This is a genomic window from Mesorhizobium sp. M0598 (genome assembly GCF_040320865.1).
Lineage (GTDB): Bacteria > Pseudomonadota > Alphaproteobacteria > Rhizobiales > Rhizobiaceae > Mesorhizobium.
Genome location: NZ_JAMYQL010000004.1, coordinates 259,077 through 277,624 on the forward strand (window position 1 = coordinate 259,077; position 18,548 = coordinate 277,624).

Below are 18,548 nucleotides of genomic sequence, written 5' to 3' on the forward strand. Positions count from 1 at the left end.
ACGTCGCTCGCGCTATTCCCGCCCGCCGTCGGTCTGCTTCAATTCGTCAAGCGTCGGCATGGAAACGATGTGATAGCCGGAATCGACATAGTGGATTTCGCCGGTGACGCCGGAGGACAGGTCGGACAGCAAATAGAGCGCGGAGCCGCCGACTTCGTCGATCGTCACTGTACGGCGTAGCGGCGAGTTGCGCTGCTGGTAGGAGAACATGTGGCGTGCGTCGGAAATCCCGGCGCCCGCAAGCGTCCGTACCGGTCCCGCCGATATGCCGTTCACCCTGATGCCGCGCGGGCCGTAGTCGTTGGCGAGATAGCGGACGCTGGCCTCCAGCCCCGCCTTGGCGACACCCATAACGTTGTAGTTCGGCATGACACGGACCGAACCGGCATAGGTCAGCGTGATCATCGAACCGCTATCCTTCATCAATGTGGCGGCGTGACGGGCGATCTCGGTGAAGGAGTAGCAGGAGATCACCATGGTGCGGATGAAGTTGTCGCGGCTAGTGTCGGCGTAGAGGCCTTTCAGCTCGTTCTTGTCGGAAAAGCCGATGGCATGGACGACGAAATCCAGCCCGCCCCATGCCTTCCCCAAAGTCTCGAAAGTCGCGGCGACCGACACGCTGTCCTCGACGTCGCAAGGCACCACCAGGGATGCGCCCAATTTCTCGGCGAGCGGCTTGACCCGGCGCCCGAAGGCCTCGCCCTGATAGGTGAAGGCGAGGTCCGCGCCATGTTCGGACAGTTTGCGGGCGATACCCCAGGCGATCGAATGATCGTTGGCAACACCCATGACAAGCCCGCGCTTGCCCTTCATCAATCCGTCCATCGTCGGCAAATCCTTATGCGGAATAGCGCTGGAAAATCAGCGTTGCGTTGGTGCCACCGAAACCGAACGAATTGGACAAAACGGTGTCGATCCTTGCATCGTCGATGCGCTTGCGCACGATCGGCATGCCCTCGAATTCCGGATCGAGGTTCTCAATGTGGGCGCTCTCGCCGATGAAGCCGCCTTGCATCATCAGGATCGAGTAGATCGATTCCTGCACGCCGGCGGCGCCCAGAGAATGGCCGGTTAGCGATTTGGTCGACGTGATGAAAGGCATCTTCTCGCCGAACACCTCGCGGATGGCGCCCATTTCCTTGGAGTCGCCGACCGGCGTCGAGGTGCCGTGCGTATTGATGTAGTCGACCGGCGAGGACACCGTTGCGAGCGCCTGCTTCATGCAGCGCGCCGCGCCTTCGCCCGACGGCGCCACCATGTCGTAGCCGTCCGATGTCGCGCCATAGCCGACGATCTCGGCATAGATCTTGGCGCCGCGTGCCTTGGCATGCTCGAGCTCTTCAAGAATCAGCACGCCGGCGCCGCCGGCAATGACGAAACCGTCGCGATCGACGTCGTAGGCGCGTGAGGCGACCGATGCCCTGTCGTTGAACTTGGACGACATGGCGCCCATGGCATCGAAGAGATCCGACATCGTCCAGTCGAGATCCTCATGGCCGCCGGCGAAGACGATGTCCTGCTTGCCCCACTGGATCAGCTCGTAGCCATTGCCGATGCAATGCGCGGACGTCGAGCAGGCCGATGAGATCGAATAGTTGACGCCGTGGATCTTGAACCAGGTGGCAAGCGTCGCCGACGCGGTCGACGACATCGCTTTTGGCACCGCGAACGGCCCGATCCGCTTGGGGCTGCCGTTTTTGATCGTGGTCTCGGCCGCCTCGACGATTGCACGGGTCGACGGTCCGCCGGAGCCCATCACGATACCGGTGCGCTCGTTGGTGATGTCGGCCTCGTCGAGGCCGGCGTCTGCGATCGCCTGGTCCATTGCGACATGGTTCCAGGCAGCACCCTGCGACAGGAAGCGCATGGCGCGACGGTCGATCATGCCCGATGGGTCCAGCGTCGGCGCACCCCACACCCGGCAACGGAAGCCATGCTCGGCGAAAGAGTCGGAGAAGCTGATGCCGGATCTGGCATCGTGCAGCGAGGTCTGCACCTCGTTGGCATTGTTGCCTATCGACGACACGATGCCGAGACCTGTGACTACGACCCGTCTCATTCGCAACTCCTTCCAGCGCCGACCCCGAACCTGAAATCAATTTCCGGAATGGAACCATGCGCAAAATTAAAGTGCTACAGCGTCCTTTGGACGTCCAAGACGTGGCACTGTAGGGTCTTCGTTCAGACGGCGGCCGACTGCTTGGACAGACCGACCTTCAGATCCGTTGCCGCATATATGGGCTCGCCATCTGCCTTCAGCCAGCCATCGGCGATGCCAAGCACAAGCCGACCGCGCATCACGCGCTTGAAGTCGACGCCATACTCCACCTTCTTGACCGAAGGCGTGACCATGCCTTTGAACCTCACCTCACCGGTCGACAGCGCCATCCCCTTGCCGGGTTCACCGAGCCATCCGAGATAGAACCCCGTCAACTGCCACATGGCGTCCAGGCCTAGGCATCCTGGCATGATCGGATTACCGATGAAATGGCAGGCGAAAAACCACAAATCCGGCTTGATATCGAATTCCGCGCGGATGAAACCCTTGTCGAACGCACCGCCGGTCTCGCTGATCTCGGTGATGCGGTCGAACATCAGCATCGGCGGATAGGGCAGCTGCGCATTTCCCGGTCCGAACAGCTCGCCGCGGGCGCAGGCAAGCAATTCCTCGTAACCGTAGCTGGATTTCGAACCCGCCATCAATCTCGTCCCCGTGATCGTCCCGGGCGATAGGCGCCCTTGTCGGTGGTTTCCTAACACAATCTGTTTCAGGCCGGAAACCGGCGTTTGCGCTTAACCTGCCCGTCTGCCCGGGTCAATGCGCGCTATTGATCGCATTCGGTCGACAGAATATATGTCAGGACACGTCCGGTTTCGGCAGATGCTCAATTTCTGCCATTTTGGACCTGTCTGAGGCGGAACTGTGAGCGCGACGGATACATGGATCTGGGTTGCCGGAAGGATAATGTCGCTGTGGACAAGCGGGTTCGCGAGGCCGGTCTGAGGCCGACACGCCAGCGCATCGCGCTGGCCGATCTGCTTTTCGCCAAGGGCGACCGCCATCTTTCGGCCGAGGAACTCCACGAGGAGGCGCTTGCCGCCGGCGTGCCGGTGTCTCTGGCCACCGTCTACAATGCTCTGCACCAGTTTACCCAGGCCGGTCTTCTGCGCATCCTTGCCGTCGAGGGATCGAAGACTTATTTCGACACCAACACCTCCGATCACCATCATTTCTATATCGAGGGCGAAAACAGGATCTTCGATATCGACAGCGGCCCGGTGACGGTTTCCAACCTGCCGGAACCGCCGGAGGGCATGGAGATCGCCAATGTCGATATCGTGGTGAGACTGCGTCCGAAACGCTGCGACTGACCGGCGCCTTATGAAATTCCTGGATTTGACGCTCCGGCTCGAATGGGTCGCCGTCGCGGTGGCGGCTCTTGTCTTCTATGCAATCGCCGGTGTTTCCTGGTGGCTGTTTGCCGTGCTCATTCTGGCGCCCGACCTGTCGATGCTGGGTTACATGGCCGGGCCGCGCGTCGGGGCCGTCGTCTACAACGCCTTGCACATACTGATCTTGCCCGTTCTGCTGGCGCTTGTCGGCAGCGTCTTTGACAATGCAATGGCGGTAGCTGTCGCGCTGATCTGGATCGCCCACATCGCCATCGACCGCGCTCTGGGCTACGGTTTGAAGCTGTCAAGCAGTTTCCAGGATACCCATCTCGGCCGCATCGGCCGCTAAACCATCCCCGAACCGAAGATCAGCGAAACAAATGCCGGATCCGGTGCTTGTAGCGCTGGCCCGACCTGCGGTTCGGAAAAGTCAGTTCTTGACCTTTTCGCCGGGATAGGCACCCCAAACCAGCGACTGCGCGAGCCAGCCGGTATGGCCGTCGAAGGTCATTTCGCACCACTGGCCATCGCAGGACTTGATCGTGCCCATCACCCCCGGTTCGAGGATCGCGATGACGCCTGCGTCTTTTGCCGGGTCGTCAAGGAGGTTGACGCGAGCGTCCTTGCCGCGCTGCCAGGGGGCGACGATCGCCGTGCGACGGCCCGAAAGCAGCGACTGATTGATCCAGCCTTCCGAGCCGTCGGCATCACGCACACGGCGCCACGTATCGAACTCCTGGATGATCTCCATCGGCAGGCCTGGCTTCATATACATCCAGTCGACGGAATAATTGACGCCCGGCCCAACGCGCGAGTTGACGCGGCCGGATTTCAGGCTGACGAAGCGCGGCAGCGGCAAGCCGCTTGGTCCGAGCGTGACGCTCTGGGCGGGTGCGGCGGCACTTTGCGCCATCACCAGTGGGCTATGGATGAGAGCGCCGAGGAATGCTGCACTGAGGGTCAGGCGGAGCGACGCGAAACCAGACACTTTCGTTCCTTTCGGCGCCGGCCCATCGGCCTTCGCCCCTTTTTCTTTGTCTTCGGCGGCACCGCTTGTTACATGAATGACCGGTACCGCGATCGGCTCTCAGTTTCGCCGTTCTTGGTTAAAGAGGTCTCAACGAGATCGGGTTCGAGGAAACAATGGCAGGCAAAAAGAAGCCCCTCGTCGTCATCACGCGCAAATTGCCCGACCCGGTCGAGACCCGCATGCGCGAGTTGTTCGACGCCCGCTTGAATGTCGAGGACAGGCCGATGACGCAGCCGGAACTGGTGGCGGCGGTCAAGGAGGCCGACGTGCTGGTGCCGACCGTGACCGACAATATCGACGCGGCGCTGATTGCCCAGGCCGGCGACAACCTCAAGCTGATCGCCAATTTTGGCAATGGCGTCGACAAGATCGACGTTGCGGCAGCGGCCAAGAAAGGCATCACCGTCACCAACACGCCGAACGTGTTGACCGAAGATACGGCCGACATGACCATGGCGCTGATGCTGGCCGTACCGCGGCGGCTGGCCGAAGGCGCCAACGTGCTGACCGGCGATAAGAAATGGGCGGGCTGGTCGCCGACCTGGATGCTCGGGCGGCGCATTTGGGGCAAACGGCTCGGCATTGTCGGCATGGGTCGCATCGGCACCGCCGTCGCCAGGCGCGCGAAGGCGTTTGGCCTCTCGATCCACTACCACAACCGCCACCGCGTACTGCCGGCAATCGAGGACGAGTTGGAAGCGACGTATTGGGAAAGCCTTGACCAGATGCTCGCCCGCATGGACATTATCTCGGTCAATTGTCCATCGACACCGGCAACCTTCCACCTGCTTTCGGCGCGGCGACTGGCGCTTCTGCAACCGTCAGCTTACATAGTCAACACCGCGCGCGGTGATATCATCGATGAGGAATCGCTGGTCAAGCTCATCCATGACGGCAAGATCGCCGGCGCCGGCCTCGACGTCTACGAGCACGAGCCGGCGCTGAACAGCAAGCTGCTGAAGCTTGCCCACAAAGGCAAGGTCGTGCTGTTGCCGCATATGGGTTCGGCGACGCTCGAAGGCCGTATCGACATGGGCGAGAAGGTGATCATCAATATCCGCGCCTTCTTCGATGGTCATCGCCCGCCCGACCGCGTGCTGCCGTTGAGGGCGTGACCTGCCGTCACGCCGGCACGGTCTTGCCGCGGCAACCGCGCGTTCGTCGTTGGATAGCTTTGGCTTACGAAAACGCCTTGCGCATGGTGATTGAGGTCGGCCGGTCGTAGCCCTTGTGCGCTGTCCGTTCGGTTTCACGAAAACCGAGGCGGGCAAAGGCTGCGTGATTTCCGGTCAGCTCGATCCGGGTCTGGAGCTCGATGGCAGTCCTGTTGTGGCTGCGGGCAAGATCTTCGACGGCCTGCATCAGCTGTTTTCCAATGCCTTGTCCCTGAATACCCGGCTCGACCGCGAGCTTTCCAACATAGAGCTCGTCTGCGCGCTTCAGGATGAAGACGCAACCGACGATCTCGTTTTCCTTCAGCGCCAGGAATGCTGTCTCCTCCAGCGCTCTAGCCCTGAGATTTTCAACGGTGAGCCGATGCGCCGAGGACGGCGGGTCAATAACCCCGTCCATAAAGGCGAAGGCGCGCATGACCAGCGCCAGCACCTCGTCCCAACGGTCGAAATCGGCCGCAAGCTGCACGATGGAAACGTCGGCAGGCAGGCTCACGGGCTGGTTCGCTTGTAGCGGATCGTGTCGAAGCGTGCCGCCAGCGCATCGTAGAGCAGCAGTCGTCCGACCAGCGGCTCGCCAATCCCGGTGATCAGCTTGATCGCTTCCATGGCTTGCAGCGTGCCGATGACCCCGGTCAGCGCACCGACAATGCCGGCCACCGCGCAGGATGGCACCAGTCCCGGCGGCGGCGCCTCGGGAAAGAGATCGCGGTAGCTTGGGTTCAACTTGCCGTCCGGGCCGATTTCGAATGGCTTCAGTACGGTGACCGAGCCGTCGAAGCGGCCAACGGCGGCATGCACGAGCGGCCGGCTTTCCGCGGCGCAGGCGTCGGCCACCGCGTAGCGTGTCTCGAAATTGTCGGAGCCGTCAACGACGATGTCATAACGGGCAATGAGGGTAGGGGCGTTGTCCACGGTCAGCCTGAAATTGTGCTCTTCCACGACGACGTTTGGATTGATGCGGATGATCGCCGCTCTGGCGCTGTCGGTTTTCGCCACCCCGACATCGTCCGTGGCGTGGATCACTTGTCGTTGGAGGTTGGAAAGCGAAACGATGTCGTCGTCGACGATACCGAGAGTGCCAATCCCTGCGGCGGCGAGATATTCGAGCACCGGCGCTCCCAATCCGCCGGCGCCAATGACGAGCACCCGCGCCCGCTTCAGCCGCTGCTGGCCGGCGCCGCCGATCTCGGGCAGCACGATGTGGCGGGCGTAGCGTTCGAGCTCTTCATCGGTGAGGGCGGCTGTGATCATCGCCGGACCATATAGCGGAGGAAAAAGCTTGTCAGGTATCAATGCATGCCGCTCAGAAGTGCGCCATGAACCAAGTTCAAATGGTCGGCCTGACCGTGCCGTGATCGACGGTCAGGAATTGCGCGCGTCCCTTGAGGCTGTCAAACAACGCGGCATCGGTCCCGGTCATGAAGGCCTGGCAGTTTAGTTCCTCCAGGATCGAGAACAAGGCCGCCCGTCGACCGCCGTCGAGATGGGCGGCGATCTCGTCGAGCAGCAGGATCGGTGTCATGCCCGACATCTCGCCGGTTAGCCGCGCATGCGACAAGACAATGCCGACCAGCAGCGCCTTCTGCTCGCCGGTCGAACAGAGCTCGGCCGGCATCGCCTTGGGCCGGTGGCGCACCACGAGGTCGGAACGGTGCGGGCCGTCGAGCGTGCGTCCGGCGGTGCGGTCGCGGTCGCGCCCCTGGGCAAGCGCACGACGGAACCGTTCCTCTACGTCGACGGCCGGCAAAATACCGAGTTCGCCTTCCAGTTCGCCAGAGATGCCGATGTCGGCTTGCGGAAACGGTCCGTCGCCGGGCAGCCGGTCGATCATGGCGGCGAGCAGGCGCACCAGTTCGGCACGCGCCGCGGCAATCGCCACGCCGGTCTCGGCCATTTGCATCTCGATCGCATCGAACCAGGCACCGTCGCGTGAACCGTCGGCGAGCAGTCTGTTGCGGCCGCGCATTGCCTTTTCGTAGTCAAGCGCGCGCTGGCCGTGGCCAGGATCGATCGCCAGCACCAGCCGGTCTAGGAAGCGCCGGCGGTCGGCGGCCGGCCCGGGGAACAAGCCGTCCATGGCCGGTGTCAGCCAGACCACGCGCAGCCATTCCAGCATGTCTTCGGCTGAGCGTGCCGTCGCGCCGTTGATCCGCACCCGCCGGCCGGCTTCGCCGTCGCTGCCCGATATTCCGGTACCGATCTCGACCTGGCCTTCCGGCCCGTCAAGCCGGGCATGCAGCGCAAAGCCACCGTCGCCGCCTTCGCGCGCCACCTCGGAATAGGGTGCGCGGCGCAGGCCGCGGCCCGGCGTGAGCAGCGAGATCGCTTCAAGCAGATTGGTCTTGCCGGCGCCATTGTCGCCGGAGAAAACCACAGCGCCGGGATCAAGGTCGATTGCCAACGCCGCATAGTTGCGGAAATTCGTAAGTATGAGCTTACTTATGTACGTCTGCTGCGGTTTTGCAGATCTGGTCACGACAGCAAGATGGCCCCGTTCGGGCCCTACACCCGCATCGGCATCAGCACGTAGAGCGCGGTCTCGTCGGCCATGTCGTGGATCAGCGTCGGGGAACCGGCATCCGCCAGCATGAACTTCGCCTCCGTGCCGGTCAGTTGCGCGGCAACGTCGAGCAGGTATTTGGCGTTGAAGCCGATTTCGATCGGATCGGACGAATAGTCGGCCGCCAGTTCCTCGGTGGCACTGCCCGAATCCGGGTTGTTGACCGCAAGCGTGACCTGCCCTTCGGCGATCGAAAGCTTCACCGCCCGGCCGCGTTCGGACGAAATGGTCGAAACGCGATCGACGGCAGCGGCGAAACTCTGGCGATCGATAATCAGCTTCTTGTCGTTGCCGGTCGGAATGACGCGCTGGTAGTCCGGGAAAGTGCCGTCGATCAGCTTGGAGGTCAAGATAACGCTGCCGATGGTGAAACGGATCTTGGTGTCGGACAACTCGGTGGTGACTGCAACATCGGGATCGTCGACCAGCTTTTGCAGCTCACTGACCGTCTTTCGCGGGATTATGACGCCAGGCATGCCCTCAGAGCCTGCCGGCGCATCGATCTCGGCGCGCGCCAGCCGGTGGCCGTCGGTCGCGACAGAGCGCAGCTTCAGCTTGCCGCCGGCCTCGTGCGTGTGCAGATAAATGCCGTTCAGATAATAGCGCGTCTCCTCGGTCGAGATGGCGAACTGGGTCTTTTCGATGAGGCCCTTTAGTCCGACGGAATCGAGCCGGAAAATATGCGAGAACGACCCGGCTGAAAGCTCGGGAAAGTCGGACTGCGGCAGGCATTGCAGGCGGAAGCTCGAGCGCCCCGACGTCACCGTCATGGCGTTGCCGTCGTCGTCGGTCTTCAGCGCCACCTCCGCGCCGTCGGCAAGCTTGCGCACGATGTCGTAGAGCAGATGTGCCGGGACCGTCGTCGCCCCGCCACGTTCGACCTTTGCCGGCGTTGCTTCGGTCACCTCCAGGTCGAGGTCGGTCGCCTTCATTTCAAGGCTGGCCCCCTCGGCGCTGAGCAGCACGTTCGACAGGATCGGAATGGTATTGCGCCGCTCGACCACGCGGTGAACATGGTTGAGCGACTTCAGGAGATTTGACCGTTCCAGGATAACACGCATGACGAAACAGGCTCGCTTGAATGAATGAACGGGTCTCCGGCAAGCGGCGCCCCGCGAAAGGTCTGAACAGGCTCAGAATCTGCGTAAACTGACAGGAAAAACCCGGCAAACGCAAGCCCGCGCCACCGGTTCGGACCGGCTGCACGGGCTTTCTGGGGATAAAAAGGCCGGAGTCCGCGAGCCGGCGTTTTTCGGGCCGTCAGGCCTGGTCGTTGATCAGCCTTCTCAGCAATTCGAGTTCCTGCGCCAGTGTGTTGTCGGCACCGGAAAGATCCTCGATCTTGCGCACCGCATGCAGCACGGTCGTATGGTCACGACCGCCGAACCGCCGCCCGATCTCCGGCAGCGAGCGCGGCGTCATCACCTTCGACAGATACATGGCGACCTGCCGTGGCTTGACGATGGTGCGTGTGCGCCGGTTGGACAGAAGTTCGGTCTTCGACACGTTGTAGTGGCGCGCGACGATGCGCTGGATGTCCTCGATACGCACCCGCTTGGGTTCGCCCGAACGATAGATGTGGCCAAGGATCTCGTCGATGCGGTCGATGGTGATCTGCGGTTCGAAGGATTGGCGAAACAAAAGCTGGTTGAAGGCACCTTCGAGCTCGCGTCCGCTGCCGGTCACCGTGCGGGCGACGTGGTTGAGGATCTCTTCGGAAATATCGAGCGACGCATCGTCGAGCTTGGCGGTGGCAAGCCTGAGCTTGAGCATACCAATACGCATGGCGAAATCCGGGGCTGACATTTCCAGCGCGACGCCGCCGTTGAGGCGCGAGCGGACGCGTGGCTCCAGCGACTCCAATTCCGACGGCGGCCGGTCGGCAGCGACCACCACTTGCTTGGCGCTGTCGAGCAGCATGTTGATCAAATGGCAGAATTCGTGCTGGATCGACTTGCCCTGCAGGAACTGCATGTCGTCGATGATGAGAAGGTCGATGTCGCGCAGCTGTTCTTTCAGCGTCAGTGCGTTGTTGTCGCGGATCGCGGTGGCGAACCGCCACATGAAATACTCAGCCGTCAGATAGACGACCCGCGATTTCGGATTCTGCTTCAGCGATTCTGCGGCGATCGCCTGCAACAGGTGCGTTTTGCCCAGCCCGACCGTCGCGTGCAGAAAGAGCGGATTGAAACGCACCGCGCTCGACTGCGATTCCGCGACCGCCTTGGCCGCGGCAAAAGCCACTCGGTTCGATGGTCCTTCGATGAAGGAGGTGAAAGTATAGCGTGGATCGAGTGGCGAACCGAGAACATTGTGCCGGAACTCGGTTTCTGCCGGCATCCCCGGGCGGGGTACCGGGACCCGTTCCACCCTGCTGGGGCTCGCCGTGCCCGCAGAGAGCGCGGTTTGCGTCTGCCTGGTCATCTTGCGCGCCGGGGCCACTTCTGGCTCGACGCTGTTGCGGCCCTGCCGTGTGGCGGTGCGAACCACGATCTCGATCTTGAGGATCTCCGGATCCTCGTGATTCCACAACTCGGTGATGAGATCGAGATAGTGGCCGTTGATCCATGAACGCAGGAATGCGGTTGGCACTGAGATGCGGACAATGCCCTTAGAGGATTCAGCGACCTTCATGCGCCCGAACCAGCTCGAATAGACCTCGGTTCCCAGACGCGCCTTCAACTGGGCCTTGACCCGATCGAACTTCTGTTCAGCTTCATTGGAAGCCGCCATGTCGTTCCTTCCGATTAACGTTCCAGGAAATGGGAGGTCGCCTGTAAGCTCCCTTTCGATGCCGCCGCTCTGCATGATCGAGTTCCTTGTCTCTTGTACCTGTTTTCCGCCGGGGATGCGCCTCCTGCATCCATGTTTCCGGCGACCGTGTCTTCGCTGCGACACCATCGCCGCCGCCGGCTGATGAATCGCCTCGTTGTCGGTCCGGCGCCGAAGAGCCGATCCGCTTTGGTCATGTCAGGGCAACAAAATGCCGTCCGGCGAAAAACCGCCGGCGCACCGTCGACCTGCCATGTACAATTACGCCAGTCCCCTACCGTATCGAAAAGACAAACCAACCCCGTCCGCGGAGTTGAATCCGCAGTGTAAACTCTGCCAATTTGAGCTGGCCGGTTTCAGGCTGGTCAAGGGCCAAGGGCCCGTCCCTTCGATGGACAGACATTACCGAAATCGCTGTGGATAGGGCAAGGCCACCCCTAACGGATTTTTAAGGAATCTGACTAGCAAGGGACGTTTCGAACGCCATGCCGCAACAGTTGATTTTGACAAAGCCATTGTGATTCAAACCCTTTTCCGGCGAATGTGAAAAAGGCCACACAATGCGAAATTTTCTGAAATAATTCACTTGACAGCCAATTGCCGCCTATCGGCCGCAGCTGATGTGAACAAGCTGTGGATCACCATCGGTAAACTTCTGAAAAAAAACAGTAATCTGTGACGCTCGGAAATTTTCGCATTGGCAGTTTCGAAGGCTCCGAATATCAGCGGGCATGTATATGCCGGCAAAGCATTTCGAACTTTGAAATCCACCCGGAGCGCCATTTTGCGGGCTTTCTTTTAAGTACTTGCCGGCAAACGAAAAAAACCCGGCGCGATTGGCCGGGTTTGAAGAAGCGCAGTTCAGGAAAAGGTATATTAGGCCGACAGCACCTTGACCCGTTGGGCCAACCGCGACACCTTGCGCGATGCCGTGTTCTTGTGCACCACGCCCTTGGTCGCGGCGCGCATCAATTCCGGCTCGGCCACCTTGAAGGCAGCCTGTGCGGCCGCCTTGTCGCCAGCCGCGAGCGCCTCTTCGACCTGGCGGATGTAGGTCCGGACGCGGGAGCGGCGGTTCTTGTTGATCGCTGCGCGACGGGCGATCTTGCGCGTTGCCTTTTTGGCCGAGGAGGTATTGGCCATGGTGCCTCTCTTCTGATCTGGTGGGCGCTTGCGGGATACCGCAGGGCGCAAAAAACAAACGGGCAGCCACAGGGCCGCCTCGATTGGTGCGGCTTATAGTTCAGCTTTTCCGGCGCGTCAACGCTGCAGCGCTTTCTTTTTGACCGGCGCCTTCGTCGTCTCATCGGTTCGTGAAATTCGGCTTCCGCTTGCCGGTGAAGGCCGCCATGCCTTCCTTCTGGTCATCCAGCGCAAACAGCGAATGAAACAGCCGGCGCTCGAACCGCAGACCCTCGGTGAGCGTCGTCTCATAGGCGCGGTTGACGGCCTCCTTTGCCATCATCACCGACGGCAAGGAAAAACCAGCGATCTTGGACGCTGCCTTAAGCGCTTCCTCGATCAACTCGCCGGCTGGCACCACGCGCGAGACAAGGCCGGAACGCTCGGCCTCAGCTGCGTCCATCATTCGACCCGTCAGGCACATATCCATCGCCTTCGACTTGCCGACAAAGCGGGTCAGGCGCTGCGATCCGCCCATGCCGGGCATGACGCCCAGCGTGATCTCGGGTTGGCCAAACTTGGCGGTGTCGGCGGCGATGATGAAGTCGCACATCATCGCCAGTTCGCAGCCGCCCCCCAGCGCATAGCCCGCCACTGCCGCGATGATCGGCTTTCGTGCCCGCGTAAATTCCTCCCAGCCGACGAAGAAATCCTGCAGATAGGCATCCACATAGGAGATGGACTGCATTTCCTTGATATCGGCACCTGCCGCGAAAGCCTTTTCCGAACCAGTGATGACCATGGCGCCGATGTCGGCATTGGCGCCCATGCTATTCACCGACGCGACCAGTTCCGCCAGCACTTGTGAATTCAGCGCGTTGAGCGCCTGCGGCCGGTTCAGCGTAATCAGCCCGACCTTGCCGCGGGTTTCGACGATGATGGTTTCATAGCCCATGCTTTGCTCCTCCTCGCTTCTGGTTCAAGCCTGACAGGCCCGGCAGTGGAAAGTCGAACGACCGCTTTGCACGATACGCTCGATGTGGCCGCCACAACCAGGCTTGGAGCAGGCTTCCCCCTCGCGATCGTAAACCGCGAAGGAATGCTGGAAGTAGCCCAGCGATCCATCGGTCTGCATATAATCGCGCAACGACGAGCCGCCGGCGGCGATCGCATCGGCGACGACCGAGCGGATTGCTTCGGCCAGGCGTTCGCTCTGCTCTTTGGCTTTCTTGCCGGCTCTCGCGAGGGTGCCCGCTTCGCGCAGCGGCGACAGGCCGGCCCGCCAAAGCGCTTCCGAGACGTAGATATTGCCTAGCCCGGCAATCAGCCTCTGGTCCAGAAGTGCCGCTTTCAGCGGTGACTTGCGACCTTTCAGCAACGAAGCGAGCAGCGCGCCGTCCAGTGCGTTGCCTGTAGGCTCGACGCCTAATCCCGCCAGCATCGGATGCATGTCGGGCTCGCCTTCCGAAAACAGCATGAACCCGAAGCGGCGCGGGTCGTTGAAGATCACGCGAGAGCGGACGCCGGCAGGGGATGCGATGTCGAAGACGACGTGATCGTGAGCAGTGTTTTTCGAACGTTCGTGGTGGAACGCGCCGGGCGTTGCGCTCTCGTCGGCCGTTTCGATGCGAAACGAACCCGACATGCCGAGATGGCAGATCAGAACCGGGCCGTTGTCCATGTGCATTGTCAGATATTTGGCACGGCGGCCGAGCGCCGCAATCGTCTTACCGGTCAGCCGCTCCGAAAATCTCTCGGGGAACGGAAACCGCAAATCCGGCCGGCGTGCCTCGACACCGACAATGCGGGCACCTTCAAGGGCCGGCTGCAGACCGCGCCTGACTGTCTCTACCTCCGGCAGCTCAGGCATGGCCACCTATCGTGGCATGGAAGGAGGTGCCGTAACGGCCGCGCGCCAGCCCGAGATGTTCGGCCACGGTTTCGCCGATGTCGGCAAATGTTGTCCTCAGTCCGATGTCTGCGCCTTTGAAACCCGGCCGTGTCCCGATAATCGGAATACGCTCGCGCGTGTGGTCGGTGCCGCGCCACGTCGGATCGTTGCCGTGATCGGCGGTCAAAATGAGCAGATCGCCTGGCCTCAGCCGTGCGAATGCCTCGGGCAGGCGCCGGTCGAAAGCTTCGAGTGCCGCGGCATACCCCGCAACGTCGCGCCGATGCCCGAACTCGGTGTCGAAGTCGACAAAGTTCGCGAAGACGAGGTCGCCGTCGCGGGCGTCTTCCATGGCACCAAGCGTTTTGTCGAACATCGCCATGTTGCCGGCAGCCTTGCGGACTTCCGAGATCCCCCGATGGGCGAAAATGTCGCCGATCTTGCCGATCGCGATAACCCGGCTGCCGCGCGCCGTCAGCCGGTCGAGCAGCGTCGGTTTCGGCGGCGGTACGGCATAGTCGCGACGATTATGCGTTCGCTCGAACGTGGCGGCGGTTTCACCGATAAACGGCCTCGCGATGACGCGGCCGATATTCAGCGGATCGACGAGCCTGCGCACCACTTTGCAGAACTCGTAAAGCCGTTCCAGGCCGAAATGAACCTCATGCGCGGCGATCTGCAGGACGGAGTCGATCGAGGTGTAGCAGATCGGCTTGCCGGTGCGGATATGGTCTTCGCCGAACCGTTCGATAATCTCGGTGCCCGGAGCATGGCAATTGCCGAGGATGCCAGGCACCTTCCCTTCACGCACCATTGCTTCGGTCAACTCGGCCGGAAAGGCGGGAATCTTGTCTGGGAAGTAACCCCAGTCGAAACGGACCGGCAGGCCGGCTATTTCCCAATGGCCCGATGGCGTGTCCTTGCCGCTCGAAACCTCTTGGGCCGCGCCGTGAAAGGCGGCGGCAAGCGGCGCACTGCCGGCATTCTCGAACCTGAAACCCGTCGCCGTTGCCGCGGCCTGGCCGAGGCCGAGTGCGAGCATGTTTGGTACAAGAAGGGGTCCGGCACGCAGGCCTTCGCGATCGGCGCGGCCTTCTGCGCAGGCCCGCGCGATGTGTGCGAACGTATTGGAGCCGGTGTCGCCATAACGTTCGGCATCGGCCGCGCCGCCGATGCCGAAGGAGTCGAGGACAAAAAGGAAGGCGCGTGCCATCGAAAGGTTCATCATTGCCTGTGTGTTGGCTCAGACATAGGGTTCCGCGCCGCCATTGGCAATTCGGAAACCCAACGGCACGGCTTGGCGTGCTGGTCCCGGAGAGACGAATCGCGGCATGGTCGATCTGCGGATGGAAATGCGCGGCGCGGAGCTCGCATGAGGCTTGCCCTGACAGCATTCGCCGCCGTACTGGCTTTGCTGCTGGATGCGTCTTGCACAAACCTGGTGCGAGCCGATTGGCGCGATGTTATCGGAACGTTCCGTATCGGTATCGTCGCCGAACCGTTGCCGGTCCGAGGGACTATGTGCTGGCTGCAGCCATCGTGCGTCTAGTCTCGGCCCGCGGTCGCAAGCAATAGCAACAGACCGGTTAGCGGGCTTCAGGCGTCAGCAATCGCTGCACGGAATGGTCGGGCTCCTGCGTGGCCGCAGATAATAAGTTTCCGCCATCGATATCGAATTGAAGACCGAGCTCAACCCGAACCGGCTTTGGCCGTCCGCCGACCAGGTGATGATTGGCTTGTAGGCGAGATCGCTTTCGACCCGAATGAGGAACGTGCCTTTGATCTTGAGCGCGCTCGGGACCGTTGTGGTGGAATCCTTGACTGCGTCGACGCTAGAGACGCCATCGACCAGTTTGCGCGACCACACGACCAGAACTTTCGGCGTCGTCTCGTTCGTCACCTGTATCGCCGTGATAATGATCTTCGGTTTCGAGCGGTTGTAGGGCTGGAGCGTGGAACTGCCGATCGCCATGATGGCATCGACATCGGCCGCCTTGACGGTCTGCTGCTGCGTGACGAGGTCCGCTACCATGCTGCCGATGCGGCTGACCTTCTTGCTGGTCTCGATGGCTTGCGAGGCCTCCATTGTCATAAAGTACATGATCAACAGGACAGGCACGATGAGGGCAAACTCGACAGCCGCAATACCGCGGCGGTCCGAGCAAAGCCGGACTGCTCTTGTACAAATCCCTGCGATGCCCAGCTGTGCCCCCGCACGAATCATGGCTTTGCCCTTTTCAAGCGACTACGTGGTTCAGTTGTCGAACGGCTCGTTCTGCCAAGTGATCGAAGCAAAATGCAGCGTTTTGCCGTCCTTCAGGTTGGCCATCGATTTGGCCATGAAGTCGGTCATCACCGGCCATTTGTAAAAAACACGCAGCATGTTTCTCGACTCCGCCAGGCCAGGTGCGACGGTGAAGGTCTGTGTGCTCGTGCCCTTGGTCAGCACGACGTCGCCATCCTGGATCTTGAAACCGGCCAGCGCCGCATCGGCGAAGGTCGGATATTCGCGCAAGTCCACCAGCAATCCGGGACAGGTCTTGGCGACCATGATCTCCAATTTGGTGCAGATCATATCCCGCAGCTTGGTGCCGGACACATCGGCCGGTCTTAGTTGGCCGGTACGCAGCTGGCGCGCGATGTCGTCGGTTGCGTTTGCCATCACTTCCTGTGCGGCAAAAGAAATGCAGCTCTCCAGGATGGCGAAGACAAGAAGCGCGAAAGGAATTGCAAGCATGGCGAATTCGATCGCCGTGCTTCCGCGGCGGTCGCCCAAAAACCGTCTTGGAGAACCTGCTCGTCCTGCCTTGCTCATGTCCTCTGCCCGCCGATGCCGCTTCTGTATCGGTCCCACCCTTAGTCGGAACCGATTGAAGTCCGGTTGGAATGACCGTTAAATTCAACGGGAAGGCCTTAACCCGGCGATAACCGAAGCACGTTCTCGCCAAAGACGGAGAAGTCGGCTAGCTAATGCCCGGCGCTCATCTCGGCCTCAGAGGCCTTCTCGGCATCGCTCTTGTACGAGCTTTCGCAATATGGCGCGCAGGACATGGTCTGTACTTCGGCACGCCGATAGATGCGCACCGACGACGCTGCCTGGCGCACGACGGTTATTTGCTCATCGACGATCGGGTTGCCATCCTGGTCGAGGACGACGAGATTGGTGACGCCAAATCCCTTGCCGGTCAGTACGATCGTCGATGCGTCCTGCACGGAGGCGTCGGCGATCGCCGGATTGCCGACGACAATCGTATCGGCGGCGCGCGACAATTTGATGATCTTTGCCTGGTTCATCGTCACCTCGATGCCGGCGCCGGCCTTGGCTGGAAAGGCGAAAGCCGCTGCGGCAAAAAGCACGGCAACTGGAAATGACGATCTCGGCCCGGCCATTGAGGCGCCCCCTGGCAAACTGTTCAACGGAACATGAACGAGATTGGTGAACCAACCGTTAAGCGGCTGGAGTTCAGGATCAAGCCGGAACCGGCATTGGGCCTAGCCGACACGGCTGGAACGTCTTTGCCGAATTGCGCCTTTTGTCAGCCCGTGGGCCTGGCGGCGGGTATTTTAGTTCTGGGTTAACCACGCAATGTCGTCGAAGCGGGAAAGGAATCGGTAAGCCTGTTTATTAAGCCGATTGAAACAGCTTCTCCTTAGATTCGCAGTATCCGATCAGCCACCAAGAGAAGTTGACGGAAGTGCTGTAACAATTGGAGTAGGAGCTCGAATGTCTAACCTCATCGCACGTTTTGTGAAGGACGAATCCGGCGCGACCGCTATCGAATACGGTCTGATCGCCGCTCTTATCGCACTCGCCATCATGGTCGGCGCCGGCCAGCTCGGCAACTCGCTGAACGCCAAGTTCACCGCCATCTCCGCTAAGGTGAACGGTAGCTGACCGTAACGGGTTCGTTGTTCCGAAATAAGGGCCGCCGCACTGGCGGCCCTAATTAGTCCTGGTATGATTTGAAATTTAGGCCTCATCAGTCGTTAATCGAATAGGATTAGGGTGGGGCCAGATGCAATTGGGTCATAGGCGCTCCGATGCTTGAAGCCGTGATCTTCGTCGTGTTTCCGTTCTGCATGCTTTTTGCCGCGATCTCCGACATGCTTTCGATGACGATCGCCAATCGCGTGCCGGTGTTGCTTGTGGTCGTCTTCGCCTTGGTTGCGCCTTTGACCGGTATGGACTGGGCCACCTATGGCTGGCATTTCGCCGCCGCCGGCCTGGTTCTCGCGGTGACGTTCGGCCTGTTCGCGCTGGGCGGCATGGGCGGCGGCGACGCCAAGCTTCTGGCTGCCACTGCCATGTGGATGGGACTGAACATCCATCTCATCGAATACCTCGTCGCCTCGACATTCATCGGCGGCCTGCTGACGCTAGCCATCCTCGCCTATCGAAAATCGCCGCTTGCCGCCGTCACAAGCCATAATCCGTTCCTGCGCCATTTCGCCGATGAGGCGACCGGCGTTCCGTACGGCATCGCGCTTGGCATTGGCGGTCTGCTCACCTATTCCGACTCGCCATTGATGGCCTGGGCACTTACCAGGCTGGCGGGCTGAATTTCACTTTACGCGGTTGGCGCCGAGCAGGCGAGTTGGCCACGT

At 61.1% G+C, this 18,548-nt stretch carries 21 protein-coding genes and 1 pseudogene; 6 read left to right on the forward strand and 16 right to left on the reverse strand.

Annotated features, from left to right (window positions below):
- Positions 1-12: 12 nt before the first annotated feature.
- From fabI to fabA, 3 genes are all read right to left on the reverse strand, one after another.
- On the reverse strand, positions 13-825 hold the full coding sequence (gene fabI / locus NKI59_RS08070) for an enoyl-ACP reductase FabI (protein WP_023676910.1): 813 nt from the start codon (positions 823-825) through the stop codon (positions 13-15).
- 13 nt (positions 826-838) lie between these two features.
- Positions 839-2,059 carry a beta-ketoacyl-ACP synthase I gene (gene fabB, locus NKI59_RS08075; RefSeq protein WP_023676911.1) on the reverse strand — a complete coding sequence of 407 codons (1,221 nt, stop codon included), beginning with the start codon at positions 2,057-2,059 and terminating at the stop codon, positions 839-841.
- Between the two features lie 122 nt (positions 2,060-2,181).
- A complete protein-coding gene (gene fabA / locus NKI59_RS08080; protein ID WP_023676912.1) occupies positions 2,182-2,700 on the reverse strand; it encodes a 3-hydroxyacyl-[acyl-carrier-protein] dehydratase FabA in 519 nt (172 codons plus the stop codon).
- A gap of 240 nt (positions 2,701-2,940) precedes the next feature.
- Between fabA and irrA the strand changes: the two genes are divergently transcribed.
- The gene (gene irrA, locus NKI59_RS08085) at positions 2,941-3,372 is read left to right on the forward strand and encodes an iron response transcriptional regulator IrrA (RefSeq protein ID WP_023676913.1); all 432 of its coding nucleotides are present in this window, start codon (positions 2,941-2,943) and stop codon (positions 3,370-3,372) included.
- Between the two features lie 10 nt (positions 3,373-3,382).
- Complete coding sequence (locus NKI59_RS08090) at positions 3,383-3,742, forward strand: DUF4260 domain-containing protein (RefSeq protein WP_352703448.1); 360 nt, start codon at positions 3,383-3,385, stop codon at positions 3,740-3,742.
- Positions 3,743-3,823: 81 nt separating this feature from the next.
- On the opposite strand, the gene NKI59_RS08095 is transcribed toward NKI59_RS08090, so the two are convergent.
- The gene (locus tag NKI59_RS08095; RefSeq protein ID WP_023676915.1) at positions 3,824-4,381 is read right to left on the reverse strand and encodes an SH3 domain-containing protein; all 558 of its coding nucleotides are present in this window, start codon (positions 4,379-4,381) and stop codon (positions 3,824-3,826) included.
- 155 nt (positions 4,382-4,536) lie between these two features.
- Here NKI59_RS08095 and NKI59_RS08100 point away from each other — a divergent pair, with 155 nt between their 5' ends.
- Positions 4,537-5,538: a 2-hydroxyacid dehydrogenase gene (locus NKI59_RS08100; protein ID WP_352470076.1), complete on the forward strand. Its 1,002-nt coding sequence runs from the start codon at positions 4,537-4,539 to the stop codon at positions 5,536-5,538.
- A 64-nt stretch (positions 5,539-5,602) separates the two neighbouring features.
- On the opposite strand, the gene NKI59_RS08105 is transcribed toward NKI59_RS08100, so the two are convergent.
- The 9 genes from NKI59_RS08105 to NKI59_RS08145 all read right to left on the reverse strand — a co-directional run bounded on the left by NKI59_RS08105 (position 5,603) and on the right by NKI59_RS08145 (position 15,156).
- Complete coding sequence (locus tag NKI59_RS08105; protein ID WP_352703450.1) at positions 5,603-6,091, reverse strand: GNAT family N-acetyltransferase; 489 nt, start codon at positions 6,089-6,091, stop codon at positions 5,603-5,605.
- Entirely contained in the window at positions 6,088-6,849 is a 762-nt protein-coding gene (locus NKI59_RS08110; protein WP_352703451.1) for a molybdopterin-synthase adenylyltransferase MoeB, read from the reverse strand. Before NKI59_RS08110 ends, NKI59_RS08105 begins: the two co-directional genes overlap by 4 nt.
- A gap of 76 nt (positions 6,850-6,925) precedes the next feature.
- Positions 6,926-8,074, reverse strand: a complete 1,149-nt coding sequence (gene recF, locus NKI59_RS08115; RefSeq protein ID WP_352470079.1) for a DNA replication/repair protein RecF — start codon at positions 8,072-8,074, stop codon at positions 6,926-6,928.
- A 26-nt stretch (positions 8,075-8,100) separates the two neighbouring features.
- A complete protein-coding gene (dnaN, locus tag NKI59_RS08120; protein WP_352703454.1) occupies positions 8,101-9,219 on the reverse strand; it encodes a DNA polymerase III subunit beta in 1,119 nt (372 codons plus the stop codon).
- 199 nt (positions 9,220-9,418) lie between these two features.
- The gene (gene dnaA, locus NKI59_RS08125) at positions 9,419-10,891 is read right to left on the reverse strand and encodes a chromosomal replication initiator protein DnaA (RefSeq protein WP_352703456.1); all 1,473 of its coding nucleotides are present in this window, start codon (positions 10,889-10,891) and stop codon (positions 9,419-9,421) included.
- A gap of 915 nt (positions 10,892-11,806) precedes the next feature.
- A complete protein-coding gene (gene rpsT, locus NKI59_RS08130) occupies positions 11,807-12,073 on the reverse strand; it encodes a 30S ribosomal protein S20 (RefSeq protein WP_023676922.1) in 267 nt (88 codons plus the stop codon).
- A gap of 160 nt (positions 12,074-12,233) precedes the next feature.
- Complete coding sequence (locus NKI59_RS08135; RefSeq protein WP_023676923.1) at positions 12,234-13,007, reverse strand: enoyl-CoA hydratase; 774 nt, start codon at positions 13,005-13,007, stop codon at positions 12,234-12,236.
- Positions 13,008-13,031: 24 nt separating this feature from the next.
- Positions 13,032-13,922, reverse strand: coding sequence for a bifunctional DNA-formamidopyrimidine glycosylase/DNA-(apurinic or apyrimidinic site) lyase (mutM, locus tag NKI59_RS08140; protein WP_352448614.1), 891 nt, complete (start codon positions 13,920-13,922; stop codon positions 13,032-13,034).
- Positions 13,915-15,156 (reverse strand): phosphopentomutase, encoded by a 1,242-nt coding sequence (locus NKI59_RS08145; protein WP_352703459.1) that lies wholly within the window; start codon positions 15,154-15,156, stop codon positions 13,915-13,917. The genes mutM and NKI59_RS08145 overlap by 8 nt, the downstream gene beginning before the upstream one ends.
- 159 nt (positions 15,157-15,315) lie before the next feature.
- On the opposite strand from NKI59_RS08145, the pseudogene NKI59_RS35075 reads away from it, so the two are divergent.
- Positions 15,316-15,444, forward strand: a pseudogene (locus tag NKI59_RS35075) (phosphate/phosphite/phosphonate ABC transporter substrate-binding protein); the annotation flags it as partial.
- 102 nt (positions 15,445-15,546) lie between these two features.
- Here the strand turns inward: NKI59_RS35075 and NKI59_RS08150 are convergent.
- The 3 genes from NKI59_RS08150 to NKI59_RS08160 all read right to left on the reverse strand — a co-directional run bounded on the left by NKI59_RS08150 (position 15,547) and on the right by NKI59_RS08160 (position 17,333).
- Positions 15,547-16,167 (reverse strand): TadE/TadG family type IV pilus assembly protein, encoded by a 621-nt coding sequence (locus NKI59_RS08150; protein WP_023676926.1) that lies wholly within the window; start codon positions 16,165-16,167, stop codon positions 15,547-15,549.
- Positions 16,168-16,197: 30 nt separating this feature from the next.
- Positions 16,198-16,758: a TadE/TadG family type IV pilus assembly protein gene (locus tag NKI59_RS08155; protein ID WP_023676927.1), complete on the reverse strand. Its 561-nt coding sequence runs from the start codon at positions 16,756-16,758 to the stop codon at positions 16,198-16,200.
- 152 nt (positions 16,759-16,910) lie between these two features.
- Complete coding sequence (locus NKI59_RS08160; protein WP_352703461.1) at positions 16,911-17,333, reverse strand: pilus assembly protein N-terminal domain-containing protein; 423 nt, start codon at positions 17,331-17,333, stop codon at positions 16,911-16,913.
- A gap of 334 nt (positions 17,334-17,667) precedes the next feature.
- Between NKI59_RS08160 and NKI59_RS08165 the strand changes: the two genes are divergently transcribed.
- A complete protein-coding gene (locus tag NKI59_RS08165) occupies positions 17,668-17,838 on the forward strand; it encodes a Flp family type IVb pilin (protein WP_352464861.1) in 171 nt (56 codons plus the stop codon).
- Between the two features lie 146 nt (positions 17,839-17,984).
- Entirely contained in the window at positions 17,985-18,503 is a 519-nt protein-coding gene (locus NKI59_RS08170; protein ID WP_023676930.1) for an A24 family peptidase, read from the forward strand.
- Positions 18,504-18,548 lie beyond the last annotated feature (45 nt).